Genomic DNA, 18,879 nt, shown 5'->3' with positions numbered 1-18,879 from the left:
CCGGCGACTCGACGGCCCGGCGACTCGACGGCCCGACGGCCCGACGGCCCGCGAGCGTCCGGCGCCCTCCCGCTCCCCGTCCCCCCACTCTCTCGTCTAGCGAACAGAGCTCGTCCATGTCCCGGAATCCCGCTCCTCCCCCCACCGGCTCCCCGACCGACTCCCCCACCGCGTCCCCCACCGCGTCCCCGGCCGGCTCGCCCGCCCCCGGGGTCCGGGCCGATCCGGCCCTCACCCACGAGCTCAAGCAGCGCCATCTGTCGATGATCGCCCTCGGCGGGGTCATCGGCGCCGGGCTGTTCGTCGGCTCCGGCGCCGGCATCGCCGCGGCCGGACCGTCGATCGTCGTCGCGTACACCGTCTCCGGGCTGCTGGTGATGCTCGTGATGCGGATGCTCGGCGAGATGTCGGCCGCGAACCCGGCTTCCGGTTCCTTCTCCGTCCACGCGGAGCGGGCGATCGGGCCGTGGGCGGGGTTCACCGCGGGCTGGGCGTTCTGGGTGCTGCTCTGCGTCGCGGTCGGCCTGGAGGGCATCGGCGCCGCGAAGATCGTCACGGGCTGGCTGCCCGGCACGCCGGAGTGGGCGTGGGTCGCGCTGTTCATGGTGGTCTTCCTGGGCACGAACCTGGCCTCGGTGAAGAGGTTCGGCGAGTTCGAGTTCTGGTTCGCCGCGCTCAAGGTCGTGGCGATCACGCTCTTCCTCGTGCTGGGCGTGCTGGCGATCCTCGGCGTGCTGCCCGGCACGGACGCCCCCGGCCTCGCCAACCTCAGCGGCGAGGGCGGCTTCCTGCCGAACGGGGCCGAGGGCCTGGTGATCGGGCTGCTCGCCTCCGTCTTCGCGTACGGCGGTCTGGAGACCGTCACGATCGCCGCCGCCGAGTCCGAGAACCCGGTGCGGGGCGTCGCCAGGGCCGTGCGGACGGCGATGTGGCGGATCGCGCTGTTCTACATCGGCTCGATGGCCGTCGTGGTGACGCTGGTGCCCTGGAACGACCCGAAGGTGGTGGACGTCGGACCGTTCTTCGCGGCCCTGAACCACCTCGGGATCGGCGGCGCGGCGCAGATCATGAACGTGGTCGTGCTGGTCGCCCTGCTCTCCGCGATGAACGCCAACATCTACGGCTCCTCGCGCATGGCCTGCTCGCTGGTCTCCCGGGGCCAGGGCCCGAAGCGGCTGGGCCGGATCTCCTCCGGCGTCCCGCGCACTGCCGTCCTGGTCTCGTCGGTGTTCGGCTTCCTGTGCGTGCTGCTCAGCTACTGGCGTCCGGACGACGTCTTCCCGTGGCTGCTCAACATGATCGGCGCGGTGATCCTGGTCGTCTGGATCTTCATCGCCGTCTCCCAGCTGGTCCTGCGCGCCCGGACGCAGCGCGAGGACCCGGGGGCGCTCGTCGTGCGGATGTGGTTCTTCCCGTTCCTGACCGTGCTGGCCCTGGTCGCGATGGCGGGGATCTTCGTCCTGATGCTGCGCCAGCCCGGGACGCGCGACCAGCTGTTGGCGACCGGCGCCATGACCGCCGTACTGATCGTCGTCGGTGTCGTACGGCAGCGGCGGGCGGCGGCCGTCACCGCGGACTGACGCCCCCTCCCGGGCTGGCAGGGGGCGGCCCGAGGCCGGGCGCTTCGGGTACGGCGAGGGGCCGGGCGCCTCGGGTACGGCGAGGGGCCGTTCCGACGCCGGGGCTCACGGCGCTTCGGGGCCGTCCGGTCCGCACGGCACGTTGAGGGAGAGCAGCTCGCCGCCCCGCTCTCCGATCCGCAGCTCGCTGACGGCAGTGTTCCGCAGTCCCGGGAAGACCCGGCGGTAGTCGCCCAGCGGGATCGACAGCAGTTCGCAGAGCACCAGTCGCAGCAGGCTGTTGTGGGCGACGACCAGAACCCGCTCTCCCGGGTGGCCGTCCGCGATGCGGCGCAGCGCCATCGTCCCCCGGGCCGCCGCCGTCCGGGGGTCCTCCGCCCCGGGGAAGGGATGCGTCACCGGGTCGGCGCGGTACTCCTGGGCCCGTAGCGGCTGTTCCGCGGCGAACTCCGCCAGGGTGCGCCCCTCCATCTCGCCGAAGTCGCACTCGCGCAGGTCGTGGTCCCGCCGGGGCGTGAGCCCGAGCGCCCGGCACGCGGGGTCGGCCGTCTCGATCGCCCGGGTGAGCGGGGACGTCCAGATCGCGTCGACCGGGTGCCGGACCGCCCACTCCCCCAGCCGCCGGGCCTGGCGGCGCCCCTCGTCGGTGAGCGCGATGTCGCTGACGCCCGCGTAGCGGTTCTCCGCGTGCCAGACGGTCTGACCGTGGCGGGCCAGCAGCAGGACGGCCGGGCTCCTGGTCACGTCTTCTCCCTTCGGTGCGCCCCCGCCCGGGCGGTCACGAGGCCTCGGCCCGCGCCCGGGCGTGCGCCGCGACCGGGCCGGGGAGCCAGCCGCGCCGTTCCAGTTCGTCCACCAGTGTCAGGTACGGCTCGGTGTACCACGCGGTGCGCGCCGGGTGCGGGCGCAGCACGTGCCGCAGTCGTACCATCCGGTTCGCGGCCCCGGCCAGGGTGGCGGCGTCCCGCGCGCCGTACGCGGCGAGGGCCGCCATGCCGAGCGCGGGTTCGCCGGAGCGCGGGATGTACACGGGCCGGCCCAGGACGTCGGCGCGCAGCCGGCTCCAGTAGCCGCTGCGGACCGCGCCGCCGGTGAAGGTGAGCCGGCCGTGCAGCGGGGCGCCGAGCAGGTCGAGGTAGTCGAGGCAGAGCCGTTCGACCAGCGCCGTCCCGGTCAGCAGGGCCGCCCAGTGCTCGGCCGCGTCGGCGGGCTCGCCGAGCAGGAAGCCGGTGGCCTCCGGCGCGACGAAGGGGAAGCGCTCGCCCGTGCCGGCGAGCGGGTACGCGATCACCCGCGCCGGTTCGCGCTCGCGGGCCAGGGCGTCCAGCGCGGCCGGGTCCGCGCCCGGGAACGCGGCGGCCAGCGCCCCGCCGCCGACCCCGGAGGCCCCGCCGGGCAGCCAGCCGCCGTCCGGGGCGCGGTGGTTGTAGACCACCCCGGCCGGATCCGCCACCGGCGACGAGGTGACCCCCTTCAGGACCAGCGTGGTGCCCAGCACCGAGTTCCAGGAGCCCGTGGTGAGCGCGCCCGAGGCGATCTGCGCCGCGCACCCGTCCGTCATCCCGGACACCAGGAGCGTGCCCGCGGGGATGCCGGTCTCCTCGGCGGCCGCCCGCCCCACCTCCCCGATCCGCCGGCCCGGCCGCACCACCCGCGGAAACAGCTCCTCCGGCAGGCCCAGCCGGCGGAGCCTGCGGTGCGGCCAGGCCTCGCGCACCGGGTCGTACCCGGTCTTGAGGGCGTGGCTGGAGTCGGTGGGCAGCGGGGTCCCGGCGAGCCGGGCCAGCACCAGGTCGGCCTGGTGCATGAGCCGTACGGCCGGGTCCGGACGTCCGCCGCGCCCGTACTCCCGCAGCAGCCACATCGCCTTGGGCAGCGCCCAGCTCGGCGGGGTCCGGGCCCGGACCGCCTCGGCCCGGGCCCGGCCGTCGTCGTACATCACCCCCGGGGTCAGCGGCCGTCCCGCCCGGTCGGCGAGCAGGACCGTGCCGGAGGTGGCGCAGACGGCGAGCGCGCGGGGCGCGGGGGCGTCGCGCAGGGCCCGGCGGCTGGCCGCGCAGACCGCCGTCCACCAGTCGAGGGGCCGCTGCTCGTGCCGCACCCCGTCGCGCCGTCCGGTGAGCGGGGCGGAGCCGCTGCCCAGGATCTCGCCCCGTTCCCCGGCCACCACCGCGCGGACGCCCTGCGTGCCGAGATCGATGCCCATCCACATATCGGTCCCTCCTGTGAACTTCCCACTCTGCACCGGGAATTTCCGCGGTGCGAGGGATTGACGGTCAACTTCGGTTGTTCCAAGCTCTGTTAACCAGTCGCCTCGGTGTGTGAACGGGATTCGCCCGTTCGACCGGGCGGGCGGTTCCCCGCGTCGGCGCGGGACCGGGCCGTGCCGCACGGGTCCTCGGGGCCGGTGGGCCTTTGGGCCCGCGCGGCCCGGGGCCGGCTCGGCCGGGGCGGGGATCCGGACGATGGATCGAGGCTTCGAGGAATCAGAGGGATCAGCACGTGAGCAGCGTTCCGCAGCGGGGTCCGGCCCCGCGTCAGGCGTCCATGGCCGAGTACGTCCTCGCCCGGGGCGAGGCGAGCGCCGCCGAACTGGCGGAGCGTTTCGAGGTGAGCCTGATGACCGTCCACCGGGATCTGGACGAACTGGAGCGGCAGGGAGTCGTCCGCAAGTTCCGCGGCGGGGTCACCGCGCAGCCGTCCGGCGTCTTCGAGTCGAACGTGTCGTACCGGTTGAAGGCGATGCGCGCCGAGAAGGCGGCCGTGGCCGCGCGGGCGCTGGAGCTGATCGAGCCGGGCATGGCGGTGATGCTGGACGACTCGACGACCACGCTGGAGATCGTGCGCGGGCTGCGGTCCATCACCCCGCTGACCGTCGTCACCAACTTCCTCGAGGCGATCAACCCGCTGTCGCGCGAGCGCGGCGTCCAGCTGATGGCCCTCGGCGGGGACTTCGATCCGCTGCACGCCTCCTTCCTCGGCGTCTCGTGCGTGGAGGCGGTGCAGTCGCTCCAGGTCGACATATGTTTCACCTCCACCTCCGCGGTGTCCGGCGGTTTCGCCTACCACCAGGAGCAGCGCATCGTCTCGGTGAAGCGGGCGATGCTCGACTCGGCGAGCCGCAACGTGCTGCTGCTGGACCATTCCAAGCTGGACCGGGTCGCCCTGCACCGGCTGGCCCCGCTCTCCCGTTTCGACCTGCTGCTGGTCGACGACGGGGCGTCCGAACGCGCGCTGCGCGACCTCGACGAGCGCAAGGTTCCCTACGAGGTCTGCCGCACCCGCCGGACGCCGGGGACGGGGGGCGACGATGACGGGTGACCGGGCCGGCCCCGCGAGGCGGGCCGGGGGCCGCCCCCGCGCGCCGGAGGGGTCCCGCGCGCACCCGGCTCCGCGCGGGCGCGGCCTCACACGGCCGGGCGCGGGACGGTGCCGCCGTCGAGGCGGTGCGCGTCCCCCGCCGCGGCGTCCGGCGGCGGGTCGCACCGGCATCGCCCGGCGACCGCCCGGAAGATCTTCGTACGCGTCACCGCCGGTCCACCCGGCCCATCCATGTCTACGACGCCCGGACAGGAGACGCTCCGCGATGACCCGCCCCACGACGACGACCGGCTCCCCGGCCCGCCCCGGTACGACCGCCGGTTCCCCGGACCGCCCCCCGACGACCGCCGGCTCCCCGGCCCCCGGCCCCGCGACGCCCGCCCCCACGCCTCCCGGCCCCGGGGCGCCGCGCCGCACCACGAGAATCCTGGCCGCCGGCGACCACTTCGTCCGCAACTCCCTGATCTCCGAGGCGCTGCGCCAGGCCCTCGGCCCGCTCGGCACGGACCCCCTGATCACCGAGCTCACCCTGCCCTGGCCCCTGGAGCCCTTCGGCAGGGTCGCCGAGGTCGACGAGGCCAGCCACGCCGAGGAGGCGCTGATCGCCGCCCTGGACGGGGTCGAGGTGTGCGTCACCCAGATGGGCCCGTTCACGGAACGGGTCCTCGCCGCCGCCCCCGACCTGCGGCTGGTCGTGGTCTGCCGGGGCGGCCCGGTCAACGTGAACGCCGAGGCGGCCCGGGCCCGGGGCGTGCGGGTGTGCTTCGCGCCCGGACGCAACGCGGCGGCGACCGCGGAGTTCACGGTGGGCCTGATGCTGTCGGCGCTGCGCCGCATCCCCGACGCGCACCGCTCGCTCACCGCGCACCGCCGCTGGGACGCCTCCCACTACACGTACGAGCAGTGCGGTGTGGAGCTGGAGGACACCCCCGTCGGCCTGATCGGCTACGGCGCGGTGGGCAGCCGGGTGGCCCGGGTGCTGGCCGCGTTCGGGGCGCGGGTCGAGGTGTACGACCCGTACGCGGGCGACATCGTGGACGGGCTCGGCGTGCGCGCCCCGTCGCTGGAGGCGCTGCTCGCCCGTTCCCGGGTCCTCACCCTGCACGCCCGGCTCACCCCGGAGACCCGGCATCTCGTCGGCGCCCGCGAACTGGCCCTGCTGCCGCGCGGCGCGGTCCTGGTGAACGCGGCCCGGGGCGGGCTGCTGGACACGGAGGCGCTGTGCGACGCCCTGGACTCGGGGCGGCTGCGGGCCGCGGCGCTGGACACCTACGAGCAGGAACCGCCCCCGCAGTCGTCGCGGCTGTTCCGCACCCCGAACCTGCTGATGACCCCTCATGTGGCGGGCGCCAGCCGGGCGGTCGCCCGGAAGGCGGCGCGGATCGCGGCGGCCGAGGTCGCACGGTACGTGCGGGGCGAGCGCCTCGCCCACGCGCTGTGAACCGGGGACGGCCCCATGACGACGTGCGGAGGGACCCGATGACGGCGCGGCGGACCACGAGCCCCGTACCCGCGGGCCGGCAGGCCCCCACCCGGTACCTGGGCATCGACGTCGGCACCTCCGTGGTGAAGGCGGCGGCCTTCGGCCCGGACGGCCGCACGCTCGCCGTGGAGTCCCGCCCGGTGGGGCTGACGATCCGCGACGGCTGTGTGGAGCAGGACATGGACGAGGTGTACGGCGCGGTCCGCGAGGTGCTGGCCGCGCTGGGCTCCGACGGGGTGGCGTTCGCCGGTCTCACCGGTCAGGGCGACGGGGTCTGGCTGGTCGACGGGACGGGCCGACCGGTTCGCACCGCGGTCTCCTGGATGGACGGGCGGGCCCATGAGCTCGTCGACGCCTGGCAGGAGTCGGGGGTGTGCGCGGCCGTGTACCGGCGCACCGGCGGCGCGATGTTCCCGGGCTGCCCCGGCCCGGTGCTGGCCTGGCTCGACCGCCGCGACCCGGCGTCGCTCGACGCCGCGACGACCGCGCTGTACTGCAAGGACATGGTGTTCCAGCGGCTGACCGGGGTGCGGGCGACGGACGTCTCCGACGCGTCGATGCCGTTCCTGGACCCGATGACCCGCGCCTATGCCTCCGACGTGGTGGCCGCGCTCGGTCTGGCCCACCGGGCCGGGCTCCTCGCCCCGGTCAGCGACCCCGTCGCCACCGGGGAGCTCCCCTCGGGGGTGCCGATCTCCAACGGCCCGTACGATCTGCCGGCCTGCGCCCTCGGGGCGGGCGTCACCCGCCCCGGGGACGGGCTGCTGATCGTGGGCACCTGTCTGGCCGCGCTGGTGGCCACCGAGCGGCTGGACCTGGACGGCGAGCCCGCCGGTCTGCACATCTCCACCGACCGCCCCGGCCACTGGCTGCGCGCCATGCCCGCGATGGTCGGCACCGCGGCCCTGGACTGGGTCCTGACCACGACCGGGGTGCACCACTCGGACGTCGACGCGCTGCTGGCCGCGACCCCGCCGGGCGCGAACGGCGTACGGGTGCTCCCCTACTTCGCGCCGTCCGGCGAGCGCGCCCCGTTCGTCGAGCCGAGGCTGCGCGCCGAACTCACCGGCGTGTCGCTGGAGACCACCCCCGCGGACCTGGTCCGCGCGGTCTGCGAGGGCATCGGCTTCGCCGCCCGCCACTGCCTGGAGGCGGCGGGCCTCACCGGCGCCCTCGCCCTGTGCGGCGGCGGCGCCCGCTCCCCCGCCTGGACCCGCCTGTTCGCGGACGTGCTGGGCCGGCCCGTACGGATCGCCGAGGGCGAGGTGGGCGCCCGGGGCGCCGTCCTGGCGGCGGCACGCCGCTTCGGCGCGGACCTCGACACGGCCGCCTGGACGGCTCCCGCGGCGGTCGTCGAACCGGACCCGGCGCGTGCGGCGTTCTACGCGAAGGCGTACGAGGACCATCTGACCCGTCTCGCCGAGGCCCGTACCCGCGCCCGCGCCTGACCGGCCGCCACGGCCGCCCGCTCCGCCGGCCGCCGGCCGCCGCCGGCCGGCGGCCCCGTCGCGGGGACACGGTCTAGGTCCAAAGGCTGATCACCATCCGCACTTCCTGCTGCTAGCCTGCTCCTGCGAATTATTCGCAATAACGACAGGTAAGCAGCTGGAGGGTTCGAAACCATGGCCACGTACACGCTTCCGGAACTCCCGTACGACTACGCGGCGCTCGAACCGGTCATCAACCCGCAGATCATCGAGCTCCACCACGACAAGCACCACGCCGCCTACGTGAAGGGCGCGAACGACACCCTGGAGCAGCTGGAGGAAGCGCGCGACAAGGGTGTCTGGGGGGCGATCAACGGGCTCCAGAAGAACCTCGCGTTCCACCTCTCCGGCCACATCCTGCACTCGATCTACTGGCACAACATGACCGGCGACGGCGGCGGCGAGCCCCTCGCCGCGGACGGCGTCGGCGACCTCGCGGACGCGATCACGGAGTCGTTCGGCTCGTTCGCCGGCTTCAAGGCCCAGCTGACGAAGGCCGCGGCCACCACGCAGGGTTCCGGCTGGGGCGTCCTGGCGTACGAGCCGGTCAGCGGCAAGCTGATCGTCGAGCAGGTCTACGACCACCAGGGCAACGTCGGCCAGGGGTCCACCCCGATCCTGGTCTTCGACGCCTGGGAGCACGCCTTCTACCTCCAGTACAAGAACCAGAAGGTCGACTTCATCGACGCCATGTGGGCCGTCGTCAACTGGCAGGACGTGGCGAAGCGGTACGCGGCCGCCAAGGAGCGCGCCGACGTGCTGCTGCTCGCCCCCTGACCGGGAGGCGCGTGAACGTCCTGCCTCGTGATCGTCTTCTCAACCTTCACCGGGCAGGCGGATGAAGGAAGAACCCCCGCCAGGACGTGACTGGCGGGGGTTCTTCTCGATGTGCCGTCATGTGCCGTCCGGACGGCGCGGTCAGCCGGCGGAGGCGTGCTCCAGCAGGGCGCCCAGCACCTGTCCGGCGTGCGTCCAGAGCACCGACCCGCCCGCGTCCGGCACCAGGTGCCGGACCGCGCCCGGGATGCGCGCGGCCAGCCCTTCGCCGTGGTCGGGCGAGTGGCCGGTGTCCTTCTCCCCGTACCAGAGGTCGACGGGTACGGCGATGTCCCCCAGGGCGATGTCCCACCGGCCCATGGCCAGCGCGGTGTCCCGGGCGTAGCCCGCGGCGGCCCCCTGCGCGAAGGCCTCGTCGAGGGCGCGCCGGTAGGCGGCGGCGAAGGCGGGCTGCCGGTAGACGGCGAGGTCGCATTCCGGGCTGTGGGACATGACCATGTCCCACATGGCCCGCGCGGTGAACCCGGCGAAGATCTTCTCGGCGGCGGCCGGGTCGGACACCGCCAGGTCGACCAGGCCCCGCAGGTCGTCCGGGAGCGCGTCGGCGAACCGCGGCTCGGCCACGTCGTCCGCCCCGGAGACCACCGCGAGCGCGCCGACCACCCCGGCGGCGGCGCAGGCGAGGGCGAAGGGCGCCCCCTGCGAGTTGCCGACCATCAGCGGCCGGCCCAGGCCGCGCTGCCGGGCGAACGCCCGGATGTCCTCGGCGAAGTCGCCGAAGGCACGGCCGGGCAGCGGCGAGGAGGCGCCCAGCCCGGGGCGGTCGACGGAGATCAGCCGCACGCCGAGCCCGTCCACGACGTCGCCGCCGAACCCGAGGCGCCGACTGGTGGCGGCCCCGGGCGACAGCAGCACCGGCACCCCGTCTTCCGGCCCCCATTCGGCCCAGGCCAGCAGCCGCCCTCCCGGCAGCCGCTCGGCGCCGGTACGAAGCGGGTCGGTCACATGCACGTCCATAGAACCGATCATGGGCGCCCCGGACGGGCTTTGTCATACGACTTTCCGTCCCGCCGCCGGACGAACCGGGAAAGCTCCGTCGCCCCCGAGCCGGGACAGCCACCCGGTCGGGGGCCACGGCCCGGCCGAGGACGCCGCGGGGCCTCCGACCGTGCCGGGGGACCGCCGCGCGCCCGGTCGGCCGGTTGTTGCGCCGGGCGCGCGGCGCCTGGCGGGTCAGCCGGTGACCAGGGCCAGCAGCAGGCCGTCGTAGCCCTTGGCGCCGACCGTCTGCAGTGCGGTCGCGGTCAGCGTCGGCTCGGCCGCGACGAGTTCGGTGAACCGGCGCACGCCCCGCACCTTCGGGTCGTCGCTCCCGGCGTCGGCCACCTCGCCGTCGCGCACCACGTTGTCCGCGACGATCAGGCTGCCGGGCCGGGTCAGCTTCAGCGACCAGGCCAGATACTCCGGGTTGCTCGGCTTGTCGGCGTCGATGAACACGACGTCGAACGGTCCTTGCCCCTCCGCCGCGAGCTCCGGCAGCGTGTCGAGCGCCGGGCCGACCCGGACGTCGACGACGTGCGCGAGCCCCGCCCGCGCGATGTTCGCCCGGGCGACCTCCGCGTACGCCGGGTCGGCCTCCAGGGTGACGACCCTGCCGCCCTCGGGCAGCGCCCGCGCCAGCCAGATCGTGCTGTATCCGCCCAGGGTGCCGATCTCCAGCACCGTGCGCGCGCCCTGCAGCCGGGTCAGCATCTGCAGCAGCTTGCCCTGGTTGGCGGCGACCTGGATGGCGGGGAGTCCCGCCTCCTCGCTGGCGGCCACGGCCGCGTCCAGGGCCTCGTCCGCGCCCAGCAGCAGCCCGTTGAAGTAGTCGTCGACCTCGGCCCACGCCGGTTCCATGCCCGCCCCTCTCGTCGGATCCATATAGTTCCCAAAAGGAACCTACCTCATGCCGGGGAATGCGATGATGGGCCCATGCCTCTCCTGCCCGCCGATCCCACCGTGCTGCACCCCATGCCCGGACAGCCCCGGGTCGTCCTGCTGAAGCCCTTGGTGACGTCCGCCCTGATCGAGGTCGGGGACTTCTCGTACTACGACGACCCGGACGACGCGACCGCGTTCGAGACCCGCAACGTGCTGTACCACTACGGCCCGGAGAAGCTGGTCATCGGGAAGTTCTGCGCACTGGGGACCGGGGTGCGGTTCCTCATGAACGGCGCCAACCACCGCATGGACGGTCCGTCCACGTTCCCGTTCCCGTCGATGGGCGGTTCCTGGGCCGAGCACTTCGACCTGCTCACCGGGCTGCCGAGCCGGGGCGACACGGTCGTCGGCAACGACGTCTGGTTCGGGTACGGCGCCACGGTGCTGCCCGGCGTGCGGATCGGGCACGGCGCGATCATCGGCGCGGGTTCGGTCGTCGCCTCCGACGTGCCCGACTACGGAATAGTCGGCGGGAATCCGGCCCGGCTGATCCGCACCCGCTACGACGAGGAGACCGTCGCCCGGCTGCTCGCCGTGGCCTGGTGGGACTGGCCCGTCGACCACCTCACCCGCCACATCCGCACCGTCATGTCCGGCGGCGTCGACGAGCTCGAAGCCGCCGCCCCGGAGGGGACGCCGTGACCATCACCGTCCGCGAGCTCGCCTACTACCCGGTCAAGGGCTGCGCCGGAACCGCCGTCGGCTCCGCCCGGGTGCTGGGGACCGGCCTCGAACACGACCGCACGTTCATGGTGGTCGACACGGCGGACGGCGCGTTCCGCAGCCAGCGCACGCACCCCGCGATGGCCGCGATCGGGGTCGAAGTCCTGGCCGGGGGCGCGGCGTTGGCGCTGTCCGCCGAGGGAGTCGAGCCGCTGCGGCTGGACGTCGACCCGGACGGCCCGCGCCGCGAGGTCAGCATGTTCGACCGCCCGCTCGGCGTCGCCGCCGACCAGGGGGACGAGGTCGCGGAGTGGTTCTCGGACGCCCTCGGCGCCCCGTCCCGCCTGGTACGGGTGGTGCCCGGCTTCGACCGGGACGGCTGGGGCGACACCCCCGGCAAGGTCAACTTCGCCGACGCGCACGCGGTGCTGGTCGCCTCGACGGCCTCCCTCGACGGCCTCAACGCCCGCATCGCCGACCGAGGCGACGCGACGCCCATCCCGATGGACCGCTTCCGCGCCAACATCGTCCTGGCCGGCGACGACGAACCGCACTTCGAGGACCGGGTGCGCCGGATGACCCTCGGCACGGTGGAACTCGCGCACTCCGTACGGGCGACCCGCTGCGCCGTCCCCATGGTCGACCAGCGCACCGGCCGCCGCGCGGGCCCGGAGCCGATCCGCACCCTGTCGACGTACCGCCGCGAACCGGAGTTCAAGAACAAGGTCAGCTTCGGCGCCAAGAACGCGGTGGTGCGGGAGGGCGTGGTGAGCGTCGGGGACGCGGTCGAGGTCGTGGAGTGGCTCAGCCGCTGAAGGCCCGGACCGGAACGGGCCGGGGCGAGCGAAGGGCTGGTCAGGGCAGGAGGTAGCCGAGCAGCCCGCCCATGATCTGCCCCTCGCAGTCGGCCTGGTGGGACTCGAAGATCTGCCGGTTCTCCTTGCGCAGGCAGCGCAGCAGCGGCAGCGTCGACGTCCCGGCGGGCGGTGCGGCGTACAGCCAGCCGAGGCGCGTCACATACGTCTGCCCCTCGCAGCCGACGTCGGTGGTGGCGAAGTGATCACCACGCACCTGACAGAGATAGAGGGGCACGGTGTCCGGCTCGGGCTCGGTGTACAGGGTGCCCAGCGGGCCCTGGAGGTCGTAGCCGACGGGGGCGTCCCACGGGGTGCTCAGGGTGTCGGAGCTCTTGTGGTAGCGCTTGAGCACGAAGGTCGGGGAACCCACGTGGGGCTCACCGGTGCACAGGTACTCGATGTGCACCTGCACCCACCCGTTCGGCAGCGTGTTGACGACGGCGGGGCCGGCGCTCACCTGGCAGTCGGAGCGCGCGAAGCCACGGGCGACCGCGGCATCGAGTCCGGTCTCCCGGGCGGACTGCACGGCAACGTTCAGCGGGCCGCTGCCGAAGCCCGCGACGTGGAGCCTGACGGGCCCCACGGCCGCGGCGGTGGCCGGGGCCGCGGCGGGTGCGGGCGCGGCCGGCGCCGCGGCGGCGGTGCCACCGAACGGGGTCAGGGCGAGCACGGCGGCGAGCGCTGTGGCGAGGACGGCGGCGGACCGTCCGATGGCGCGGCGGAACAACCTCACAGGGCATACCTCGTTCCGGCATGCCGGTGCACGCCCCTCCTACGAGGCCATGCGTACCCGGCGGGGGTCAGTACGACAGGCCATGACTACCAGGCGGAATAGACCCTGTTGGCGCACCTCACGCGGTATGTCCGGTTCCGCGATGATGCTGGCTGAATGAACGCTCTTGACCGCACGGGCGATGGGTGGCTCGACGCTCCGGGGGCGGGAGCCGGCCAAATGCCGTCTCCTGCCGGGCGATCCCGTCACCCGGTCGCCCCGGCACCCGGCGTTCATGTGACCGGACGCAGGCACTGTCCCCCGCCCCACGTGAGCGGTATTCGGGTGCCGGCCACCAGGTGATGGGCGGCGGCGCCGATCCTCATGCCCGAGGTCTTCCGCCCGCCGGCGGCCTCGACGACGGCGGGCCGCGCGACCGCTCGCGGTGCTTGCCGGACCAGGGTTCCGGTGCGGATCACGCGACCGGCGGTCACCGCGATTCCGTGTCCGCTCCCTTGTCCCGGTCCGCGTCCAGGGAGTCCGCGATGTGGGCCATGACGGACCAGATGATGGCCTTCTGGCACTGGTGCATGTCCTTGGTCCCGATGTACAGGGTGTTGTCCCGGCCGACCCGGTAGTTCCCGCGGGTGCCGTCCGCCTTGAGCTTGATGCCTTCCATGCGGCGCTGGAGGTGGGGGACGGTGACGGCGATCTGCTGGGCCTCCACGGTCATCCGGGTGACCTCGTCCCAGGGGATCTCGTCGGCGGCGCCGTCGACGTAGAGGTACGTGGCGCCGATCTCGAAGGGGGGATAGCGGACGTCGCCGCCCCCGGCCAGTTCGCTCAGGATGAGCCGTACCCGCGCCTCGACGACGCGGTCGATGATCCCGCCGAACATCGGCGTCAGGCTGCCCCGGGACCGGAAGAACGTGCGCAGGAAGCCGCCGCCGCTGTCGGAGATGAAGTAGTTACCGGAGAGCTGGCAGGCGATTCCCTCGTTCGCCGTGTACAGACGCGCGACGATCTTGTCCGACACGGGCCGCGACGACCCGCCGAGGTAGGTGGCCTCGCGGGACAGCGTGACGTCGTGGATGTCCTCCCAGGCGTACGCCCACCGCACCCCGCGCCTGCCCCGGTAGACGATGCCGTCCTCGTACAGGTCCAGCCAGGAGACGAAGGAACGGATCAGCCTGACCGCTCCCCATACGGACAGCAGGAGGCAGACGGCGTCGAATATGAGGTGTCCGACGCCGTGCGTGGCGAGGGATTCGTCCAGGAACAGGGAGAACGCGACCGCCGGGACGACGGTCATGGCGAGCTTGCCCATCGTCGGGCGTTCCCGGTAGGACGCGAGGAGCCGGCCCAGTCCGGCCGGGTCCGCCGCCCGCCGCCGTCCGCCGCCCGTGCCGCCCCCGCCGCCCGTGCCGCTGTCACCGCCGCGCTTGCCGCCCCGGTCCGTCATGGTCCTTCCCCCCTCGCTCGGCCCCTTGTCGTTCGCGTGCGCTCAACTGCGGTCCGGACGACGGACGTTCGATGCCCGCCGTCTCCCTGTCCCGCTGCGCTCCCCGCAAGCCTATGCCCAGGCCGAGGGGGCGGCGGGACGCCCGCCCGCCCGGTCGTCGCGCCGGGCGTTCACCAGCGCGTCCCCCACGTCCGTACGGAAGTACAGCACCGACCGGCCCGCTCGGCGGCGGTCGATCAGGCCCGAGTCCAGCAGCACCCTGAGGTGGCGGCCGACCGAGCCCAGGCCCTGGCCGGTCAGCGCGACGAGCTGGGTGGTGCTCTTGGGGCGGGCGAGGAGGACCAGGACCGCCGCCCGCGCCGGACCCAGCAGCCGGCCCAGGGGCTCCGGCGCCGACGCCCGGTCCGCGTCGGCCAGGGCGCCCGAGCAGGGGTAGACGATCGCGTACCGCAGGGCGTCGTCGGCCCAGGACACCCAGCCCGCCTTCTGGGTGACCGGAACGAAGAAGAGTCGCGCCCCGGACAGCCGCTTCGGCGGGTGGTCGTGCGCGTTGATCCGGAGCCGGCCGTCCCCCAGCCACCGCATCCCCGGGCGCAGCCCGCTGAGGGCGGCGGCCCAGCCGTGCCGGCCCAGTTGTCCGGTCCGCTCGACGATGTCCGCCTCGATGATCCGGCGGCGGCGCGGCCAGCCGGGCAGCACGGTGTGGTGCCAGACCCAGTGCAGCACGTCGGCGGCGCGCCCGGCCAGGTCGTCGCGGACCAGGGGCTCCGGGAGCGGGCGCCCGCCCAGGGACACCACCACGTCGGCGCGGGCGCGCTCGGGCGAGGTGGCCCGGACGGCGGCCAGCTCCTCCTCGAAGGACGGGGCGCCCTCGCCCTTCGGGGTGGGGGTGATGAAGTCCGCGTTCCAGCTGCCGCAGAGCGCCGTCGGGACGAGGAGCGCGGCCACCGGGTCGGCGGCCCGCCGCGCCCGGTAGGCGGGCAGATGGGCGTCGAGCCAGGCGCGTTCGCCGGGATGCTCGGGCCGTCCGCGTTCCAGGGACTTGAGGGCGGCGACGGTCTCGGCGAGCGGCGAGACCACGAACCGGCCGCCCGCGAGGGTGTCCGCGCTGATCTCCCACAGCCCCATGACGTTTCGCCTCCGCGCGAAACAGTAACGGCCCGCGCGGACCGCCGCCGAGACTCCCCGCATGCGCACCTACCGGGACCTCTTCCGGGCGCCCCAGTTCCGGCCGCTCTTCGCGCTCAGCGCCGTCCAGGTCGCCGCGTCGACGATGAGCGGGCCGGCCCTGGGCGCCCTCGTCTACTCCGCGACCGACTCGCCGCTGCTGGCCGCCCTGTCCATGTTCGGTTCCTCGCTGGCCCAGGTGATCGGGGCGACCGTGCTGATGTCCGCGGCGGACCGGCTGCCGCCGCGGGCCGCGATGACCGGCATGGCGCTCGCCTTCGGGGCGGCCACCGCCGTGCTGGCCGTCCCCGGGCTTCCGCTGCCGGCCGTCTTCGCGATCGTCCTGGCGGAAGGGGTGGTCGCCGCGGTGGGCGGCGGGGTGCGGTACGGGCTGCTGAACGAGATCCTGCCCAGGGACGGCTATCTGCTGGGGCGTTCGGTGCTGAACATGTGCACCGGGCTGGCTCAGGTCGGCGGGTACGCGATCGGCGGGCTCCTGGTGGCGGCGCTGACCGCGCGCGGTGCGCTGCTGGTCGCCGCCGTCCTCTATCTCGCCGGGGCGGCCGCCGCCCGGTTCGGGCTGGCGCGCCGCCCGCCCCGGGCCTCCGGGCGGCCCTCGGTCGCCGCGACCTGGCGGGTCAACCGGGTGCTGTGGTCCTCGGGCCCGCGCCGCCGGACGTATCTCGCGCTCTGGGTGCCGAACGGGCTGGTCGTCGGCTGCGAGTCGCTGTTCGTCCCGTACGCCCCCGGGCACGCGGGGCTGCTGTTCGCCTGTGCCGCGCTGGGGATGCTGGCCGGGGACACGGCGGTGGGCCGGTTCGTCGCGCCGCGCCTGCGGGAACGGGCGCACGGGCCGGGGTCCGGGCAGTGGGCGGCCACCGCGCTGCTGCTGCTCCTGGCGGCCCCGTACCTGCTGTTCGCCGCGCGTCCGGCGCTGCCCCTGGCGCTCGCGCTGGCCGCGCCGGCCTCGGTCGGGTTCGCGGCGAGCCTGCTGCTCCAGCAGCGTCTGATGGACCTGACCCCGGACGAGATCAGCGGCCACGCGCTGGGGCTGCACTCCTCCGGCATGCTCACCCTGCAGGGCGTCGCCGCGGGGCTCGCCGGGACCGTCGCCGAGTGGACCTCGCCGGGGACGGCGATGGCCGTGATGGCGGGAGCCTCCCTCACGGTCACCCTGGTCCTGGCGGCGGCGGGCCGCCGGGACGCCGAGGCGGGCGACGCCGGTGCGCCGGGCGGTGGCGCCGCGGGCAGCGGGGCCGCGGGCGGTGACGCCGGGGCACGGATCGCGGGCGCGCGGGCCGCCGGCGCGGCGGACACCGGCACGGCGGACACGAACGCCGGGGACACGAACGCCGGGGACGGCGGCGCCGGGGAAACGGGCCCCGGCGACCCGCAGGGGGTCAGCGCGGGGTGACCGCGTACTCCATCAGCGGCAGCACACGGCCGGGGATCGAGCCGGACGGGGTCTCCCCGATCCGGACCGCGCCCATCGCCCGGTAGAACGGCTCCGCGTTCGGGTCGGCGTCGATGGTGAGGCGGGTGAAGCCGAGGCGGCGGGCCTCCGCCCCGATGTGCTCGAACAGGAGGCGTCCGGCGCCCCGGCCGATCGCCTCCGGGGCGACGAACATCATGCCGAGCGCGCCCGCGGGCGGGGCGCCCTCCAGGGTGGCGAAGCCGAGGACCCGTCCGCCCTCCTCCGCGACCGTCGTCCGGCGGCGCTCGATCTCGTCCGGGCGCAGGGTGAGTTCCTCGCGGCAGGCGGCGAGGAACGCCTCGTCGTAGTCCCAGTGCCCCTTCGACGCCAGGGCCAGCTCGCTGAGCAGCTCCGCCTCGTGCGCCCGTGCCGGTCGCAGGTCCATGTCCGCTTCCCCTTCTCCCCCGGTCCCGTCTCCGGTCCCGCCGTCGTCCGGCTCGCCGGTCCCCGGTCCGGCCCCGGCGGCCGCCGCTCCGCCCGGCCTCCTTCGGGGACTCGGCCTTCGGAGGCCCGACGGGAGCGGGACTGTCGGACCCATGATCCATGCTGTGCCTCATGGACACCACGGACTTCTGGCACCTGATCGACGAGGCCCGCGCCGGGGCCGGGGAACCGGCGGACGCGGAGACCGTCGTCGTACGGGCCTGCGAACTGCTCGCCGCCCGGCCCCCGGAGGAGATCGTCGCCGCGCAGCAGCTGGTGTGGGACCTGATGGCCGCCTCCTACCGGGCCCCGCTGTGGGCGGCGGCGTACCTGATCAACGGCGGCTGCTCCGACGACGGCTTCGAGTACTTCCGGGGCTGGCTCATGGCGCAGGGCCGGGAGGTGTTCGAGCGGGTCGTCGCCGATCCGGACGCGCTGGCCGGACTGCCGGAGATCCGGGCCGCGGCGGCGGAGGGCGAGGAGGTGGAGTGCGAGCGGATGCTCGCGGTGGCCTGGGAGGCGCATCGGGCGGCCACCGGCGAGAACCTGCCCGGCGGCTCGTTCTCGGTCCGCTACCCCGCCCTGGACCCGGAGTGGGACTTCGACTTCGAGGACACGGAGCGGGTGGCCTCCCGGCTGCCGAAGGTGGCCGCGCTGTGCGGGTGACGGCCCCGGGCGGGCTCCCGCCCCGAGGAGGGACGGCGCCCGTCGGTCCCCGGTCCCGCGCACCTGTGCGGGGCCGGGACCGGGGGGCGGAAGCCGCCCGGGGAGGCCGTCCGACCGCCCGTTCCGGCTCAGTCGAAGATCGGGCCCTGCGTCCGGGTCCGCTTGATCTCGTAGAAGCCCGGGATCGACGCGACCAGCAGCGTGCCGTCCCACAGCTTCGCCGCCTCCTCGCCCTTGGGGGCGGGGGTGACGACCGGGCCGAAGAAGGCGATCTGCTCGCCGTCCGCGCCCGGGACGGCGATGACCGGGGTGCCGACGTCTTGGCCGACCTTGTCGATGCCCTCCTTGTGGGAGGCGCGCAGCTCGGCGTCGTACGCGCCGGAGTCCGCGTAGTCGGCCAGCTCGGCGGGCAGGCCGACGTCCTCCAGCGCGCCCGCGATCGCCTCGCGGGTGGCACCCTCGCCCTGGTTGTGGAAGCGGGTGCCGAGGGCGGTGTAGAGCGGGCCGACGATGTCGTCGCCGTGCTTCTGCTGGGCGGCGACGACCACGCGGACCGGGCCCCACGCCTGGTTCTCCAGCATGTCCCGGTACTCCTCGGGCAGCTCGTCGAGCCTGTCCTCGTTGAGGACGGCCAGGCTCATCACGTGCCAGCGGACCTCGACGTCACGGACCTTCTCCACCTCCAGCATCCAGCGGGAGGTCATCCACGCCCAGGGGCAGAGCGGGTCGAACCAGAAGTCGACGGGGGTCCTGCCGGTCGCCGCGGTGTTCTCAGACATGTCTCTCCTCATCGGGGCGTGCACACCTGTGCGCGAGAACGCCTT

Annotated in this window: 18 protein-coding genes; 9 read left to right on the top strand and 9 right to left on the bottom strand. The window is 74.5% G+C overall.

Going from position 1 to position 18,879, the window contains the following annotated elements; all coding sequences use genetic code 11:
• Positions 1-116: 116 nt before the first annotated feature.
• Positions 117-1,580, top strand: coding sequence for an amino acid permease (locus WA762_RS15695; protein WP_335936318.1), 1,464 nt, complete (start codon positions 117-119; stop codon positions 1,578-1,580).
• 105 nt (positions 1,581-1,685) lie between these two features.
• On the opposite strand, the gene WA762_RS15690 is transcribed toward WA762_RS15695, so the two are convergent.
• Together WA762_RS15690 and WA762_RS15685 are read right to left on the bottom strand one after the other, a co-directional pair.
• On the bottom strand, positions 1,686-2,324 hold the full coding sequence (locus WA762_RS15690; protein ID WP_335936317.1) for a histidine phosphatase family protein: 639 nt from the start codon (positions 2,322-2,324) through the stop codon (positions 1,686-1,688).
• A gap of 34 nt (positions 2,325-2,358) precedes the next feature.
• Positions 2,359-3,792 carry an FGGY-family carbohydrate kinase gene (locus tag WA762_RS15685; RefSeq protein WP_335936316.1) on the bottom strand — a complete coding sequence of 478 codons (1,434 nt, stop codon included), beginning with the start codon at positions 3,790-3,792 and terminating at the stop codon, positions 2,359-2,361.
• A 335-nt stretch (positions 3,793-4,127) separates the two neighbouring features.
• On the opposite strand from WA762_RS15685, the gene WA762_RS15680 reads away from it, so the two are divergent.
• The 4 genes from WA762_RS15680 to WA762_RS15665 all read left to right on the top strand — a co-directional run bounded on the left by WA762_RS15680 (position 4,128) and on the right by WA762_RS15665 (position 8,648).
• The gene (locus WA762_RS15680) at positions 4,128-4,901 is read left to right on the top strand and encodes a DeoR/GlpR family DNA-binding transcription regulator (protein WP_443080600.1); all 774 of its coding nucleotides are present in this window, start codon (positions 4,128-4,130) and stop codon (positions 4,899-4,901) included.
• Positions 4,902-5,166: 265 nt separating this feature from the next.
• Positions 5,167-6,342 (top strand): 2-hydroxyacid dehydrogenase, encoded by a 1,176-nt coding sequence (locus WA762_RS15675; RefSeq protein ID WP_335936314.1) that lies wholly within the window; start codon positions 5,167-5,169, stop codon positions 6,340-6,342.
• 38 nt (positions 6,343-6,380) lie between these two features.
• Positions 6,381-7,832 (top strand): FGGY-family carbohydrate kinase, encoded by a 1,452-nt coding sequence (locus WA762_RS15670; RefSeq protein ID WP_335936313.1) that lies wholly within the window; start codon positions 6,381-6,383, stop codon positions 7,830-7,832.
• 174 nt (positions 7,833-8,006) lie between these two features.
• Complete coding sequence (locus tag WA762_RS15665; RefSeq protein ID WP_335936312.1) at positions 8,007-8,648, top strand: superoxide dismutase; 642 nt, start codon at positions 8,007-8,009, stop codon at positions 8,646-8,648.
• 141 nt (positions 8,649-8,789) lie between these two features.
• On the opposite strand, the gene WA762_RS15660 is transcribed toward WA762_RS15665, so the two are convergent.
• Both WA762_RS15660 and WA762_RS15655 read right to left on the bottom strand, forming a co-directional pair.
• Positions 8,790-9,665 (bottom strand): alpha/beta fold hydrolase, encoded by an 876-nt coding sequence (locus WA762_RS15660; RefSeq protein WP_335936311.1) that lies wholly within the window; start codon positions 9,663-9,665, stop codon positions 8,790-8,792.
• A gap of 216 nt (positions 9,666-9,881) precedes the next feature.
• Entirely contained in the window at positions 9,882-10,547 is a 666-nt protein-coding gene (locus WA762_RS15655) for an O-methyltransferase (RefSeq protein WP_335936310.1), read from the bottom strand.
• A gap of 75 nt (positions 10,548-10,622) precedes the next feature.
• On the opposite strand from WA762_RS15655, the gene WA762_RS15650 reads away from it, so the two are divergent.
• Both WA762_RS15650 and WA762_RS15645 read left to right on the top strand, forming a co-directional pair.
• Positions 10,623-11,273, top strand: a complete 651-nt coding sequence (locus WA762_RS15650; RefSeq protein WP_335936309.1) for a CatB-related O-acetyltransferase — start codon at positions 10,623-10,625, stop codon at positions 11,271-11,273.
• Positions 11,270-12,109, top strand: a complete 840-nt coding sequence (locus WA762_RS15645) for an MOSC domain-containing protein (protein WP_335936308.1) — start codon at positions 11,270-11,272, stop codon at positions 12,107-12,109. The genes WA762_RS15650 and WA762_RS15645 overlap by 4 nt, the downstream gene beginning before the upstream one ends.
• A gap of 40 nt (positions 12,110-12,149) precedes the next feature.
• On the opposite strand, the gene WA762_RS15640 is transcribed toward WA762_RS15645, so the two are convergent.
• From WA762_RS15640 to WA762_RS15630, 3 genes are all read right to left on the bottom strand, one after another.
• Positions 12,150-12,884 carry a hypothetical protein gene (locus tag WA762_RS15640; RefSeq protein WP_335936307.1) on the bottom strand — a complete coding sequence of 245 codons (735 nt, stop codon included), beginning with the start codon at positions 12,882-12,884 and terminating at the stop codon, positions 12,150-12,152.
• A 469-nt stretch (positions 12,885-13,353) separates the two neighbouring features.
• A complete protein-coding gene (locus WA762_RS15635; RefSeq protein WP_335936306.1) occupies positions 13,354-14,325 on the bottom strand; it encodes a hypothetical protein in 972 nt (323 codons plus the stop codon).
• Between the two features lie 111 nt (positions 14,326-14,436).
• Positions 14,437-15,453, bottom strand: a complete 1,017-nt coding sequence (locus tag WA762_RS15630; protein ID WP_335936305.1) for an ArsR/SmtB family transcription factor — start codon at positions 15,451-15,453, stop codon at positions 14,437-14,439.
• Between the two features lie 61 nt (positions 15,454-15,514).
• Between WA762_RS15630 and WA762_RS15625 the strand changes: the two genes are divergently transcribed.
• Positions 15,515-16,906 carry an MFS transporter gene (locus WA762_RS15625; protein ID WP_335936304.1) on the top strand — a complete coding sequence of 464 codons (1,392 nt, stop codon included), beginning with the start codon at positions 15,515-15,517 and terminating at the stop codon, positions 16,904-16,906.
• On the opposite strand, the gene WA762_RS15620 is transcribed toward WA762_RS15625, so the two are convergent.
• A complete protein-coding gene (locus tag WA762_RS15620) occupies positions 16,893-17,351 on the bottom strand; it encodes a GNAT family N-acetyltransferase (protein ID WP_335936303.1) in 459 nt (152 codons plus the stop codon). The genes WA762_RS15625 and WA762_RS15620 overlap by 14 nt on opposite strands.
• Positions 17,352-17,521: 170 nt before the next feature.
• On the opposite strand from WA762_RS15620, the gene WA762_RS15615 reads away from it, so the two are divergent.
• Positions 17,522-18,055, top strand: coding sequence for a DUF4240 domain-containing protein (locus tag WA762_RS15615; protein WP_335936302.1), 534 nt, complete (start codon positions 17,522-17,524; stop codon positions 18,053-18,055).
• Positions 18,056-18,183: 128 nt separating this feature from the next.
• On the opposite strand, the gene WA762_RS15610 is transcribed toward WA762_RS15615, so the two are convergent.
• On the bottom strand, positions 18,184-18,834 hold the full coding sequence (locus WA762_RS15610) for a mycothiol-dependent nitroreductase Rv2466c family protein (RefSeq protein ID WP_335936301.1): 651 nt from the start codon (positions 18,832-18,834) through the stop codon (positions 18,184-18,186).
• Positions 18,835-18,879 lie beyond the last annotated feature (45 nt).

The organism is Streptomyces tyrfis, from assembly GCF_037034285.1.
In the GTDB taxonomy this organism is placed as follows: domain Bacteria; phylum Actinomycetota; class Actinomycetes; order Streptomycetales; family Streptomycetaceae; genus Streptomyces.
This window is presented reverse-complemented; position numbering and strand designations above follow the sequence as displayed.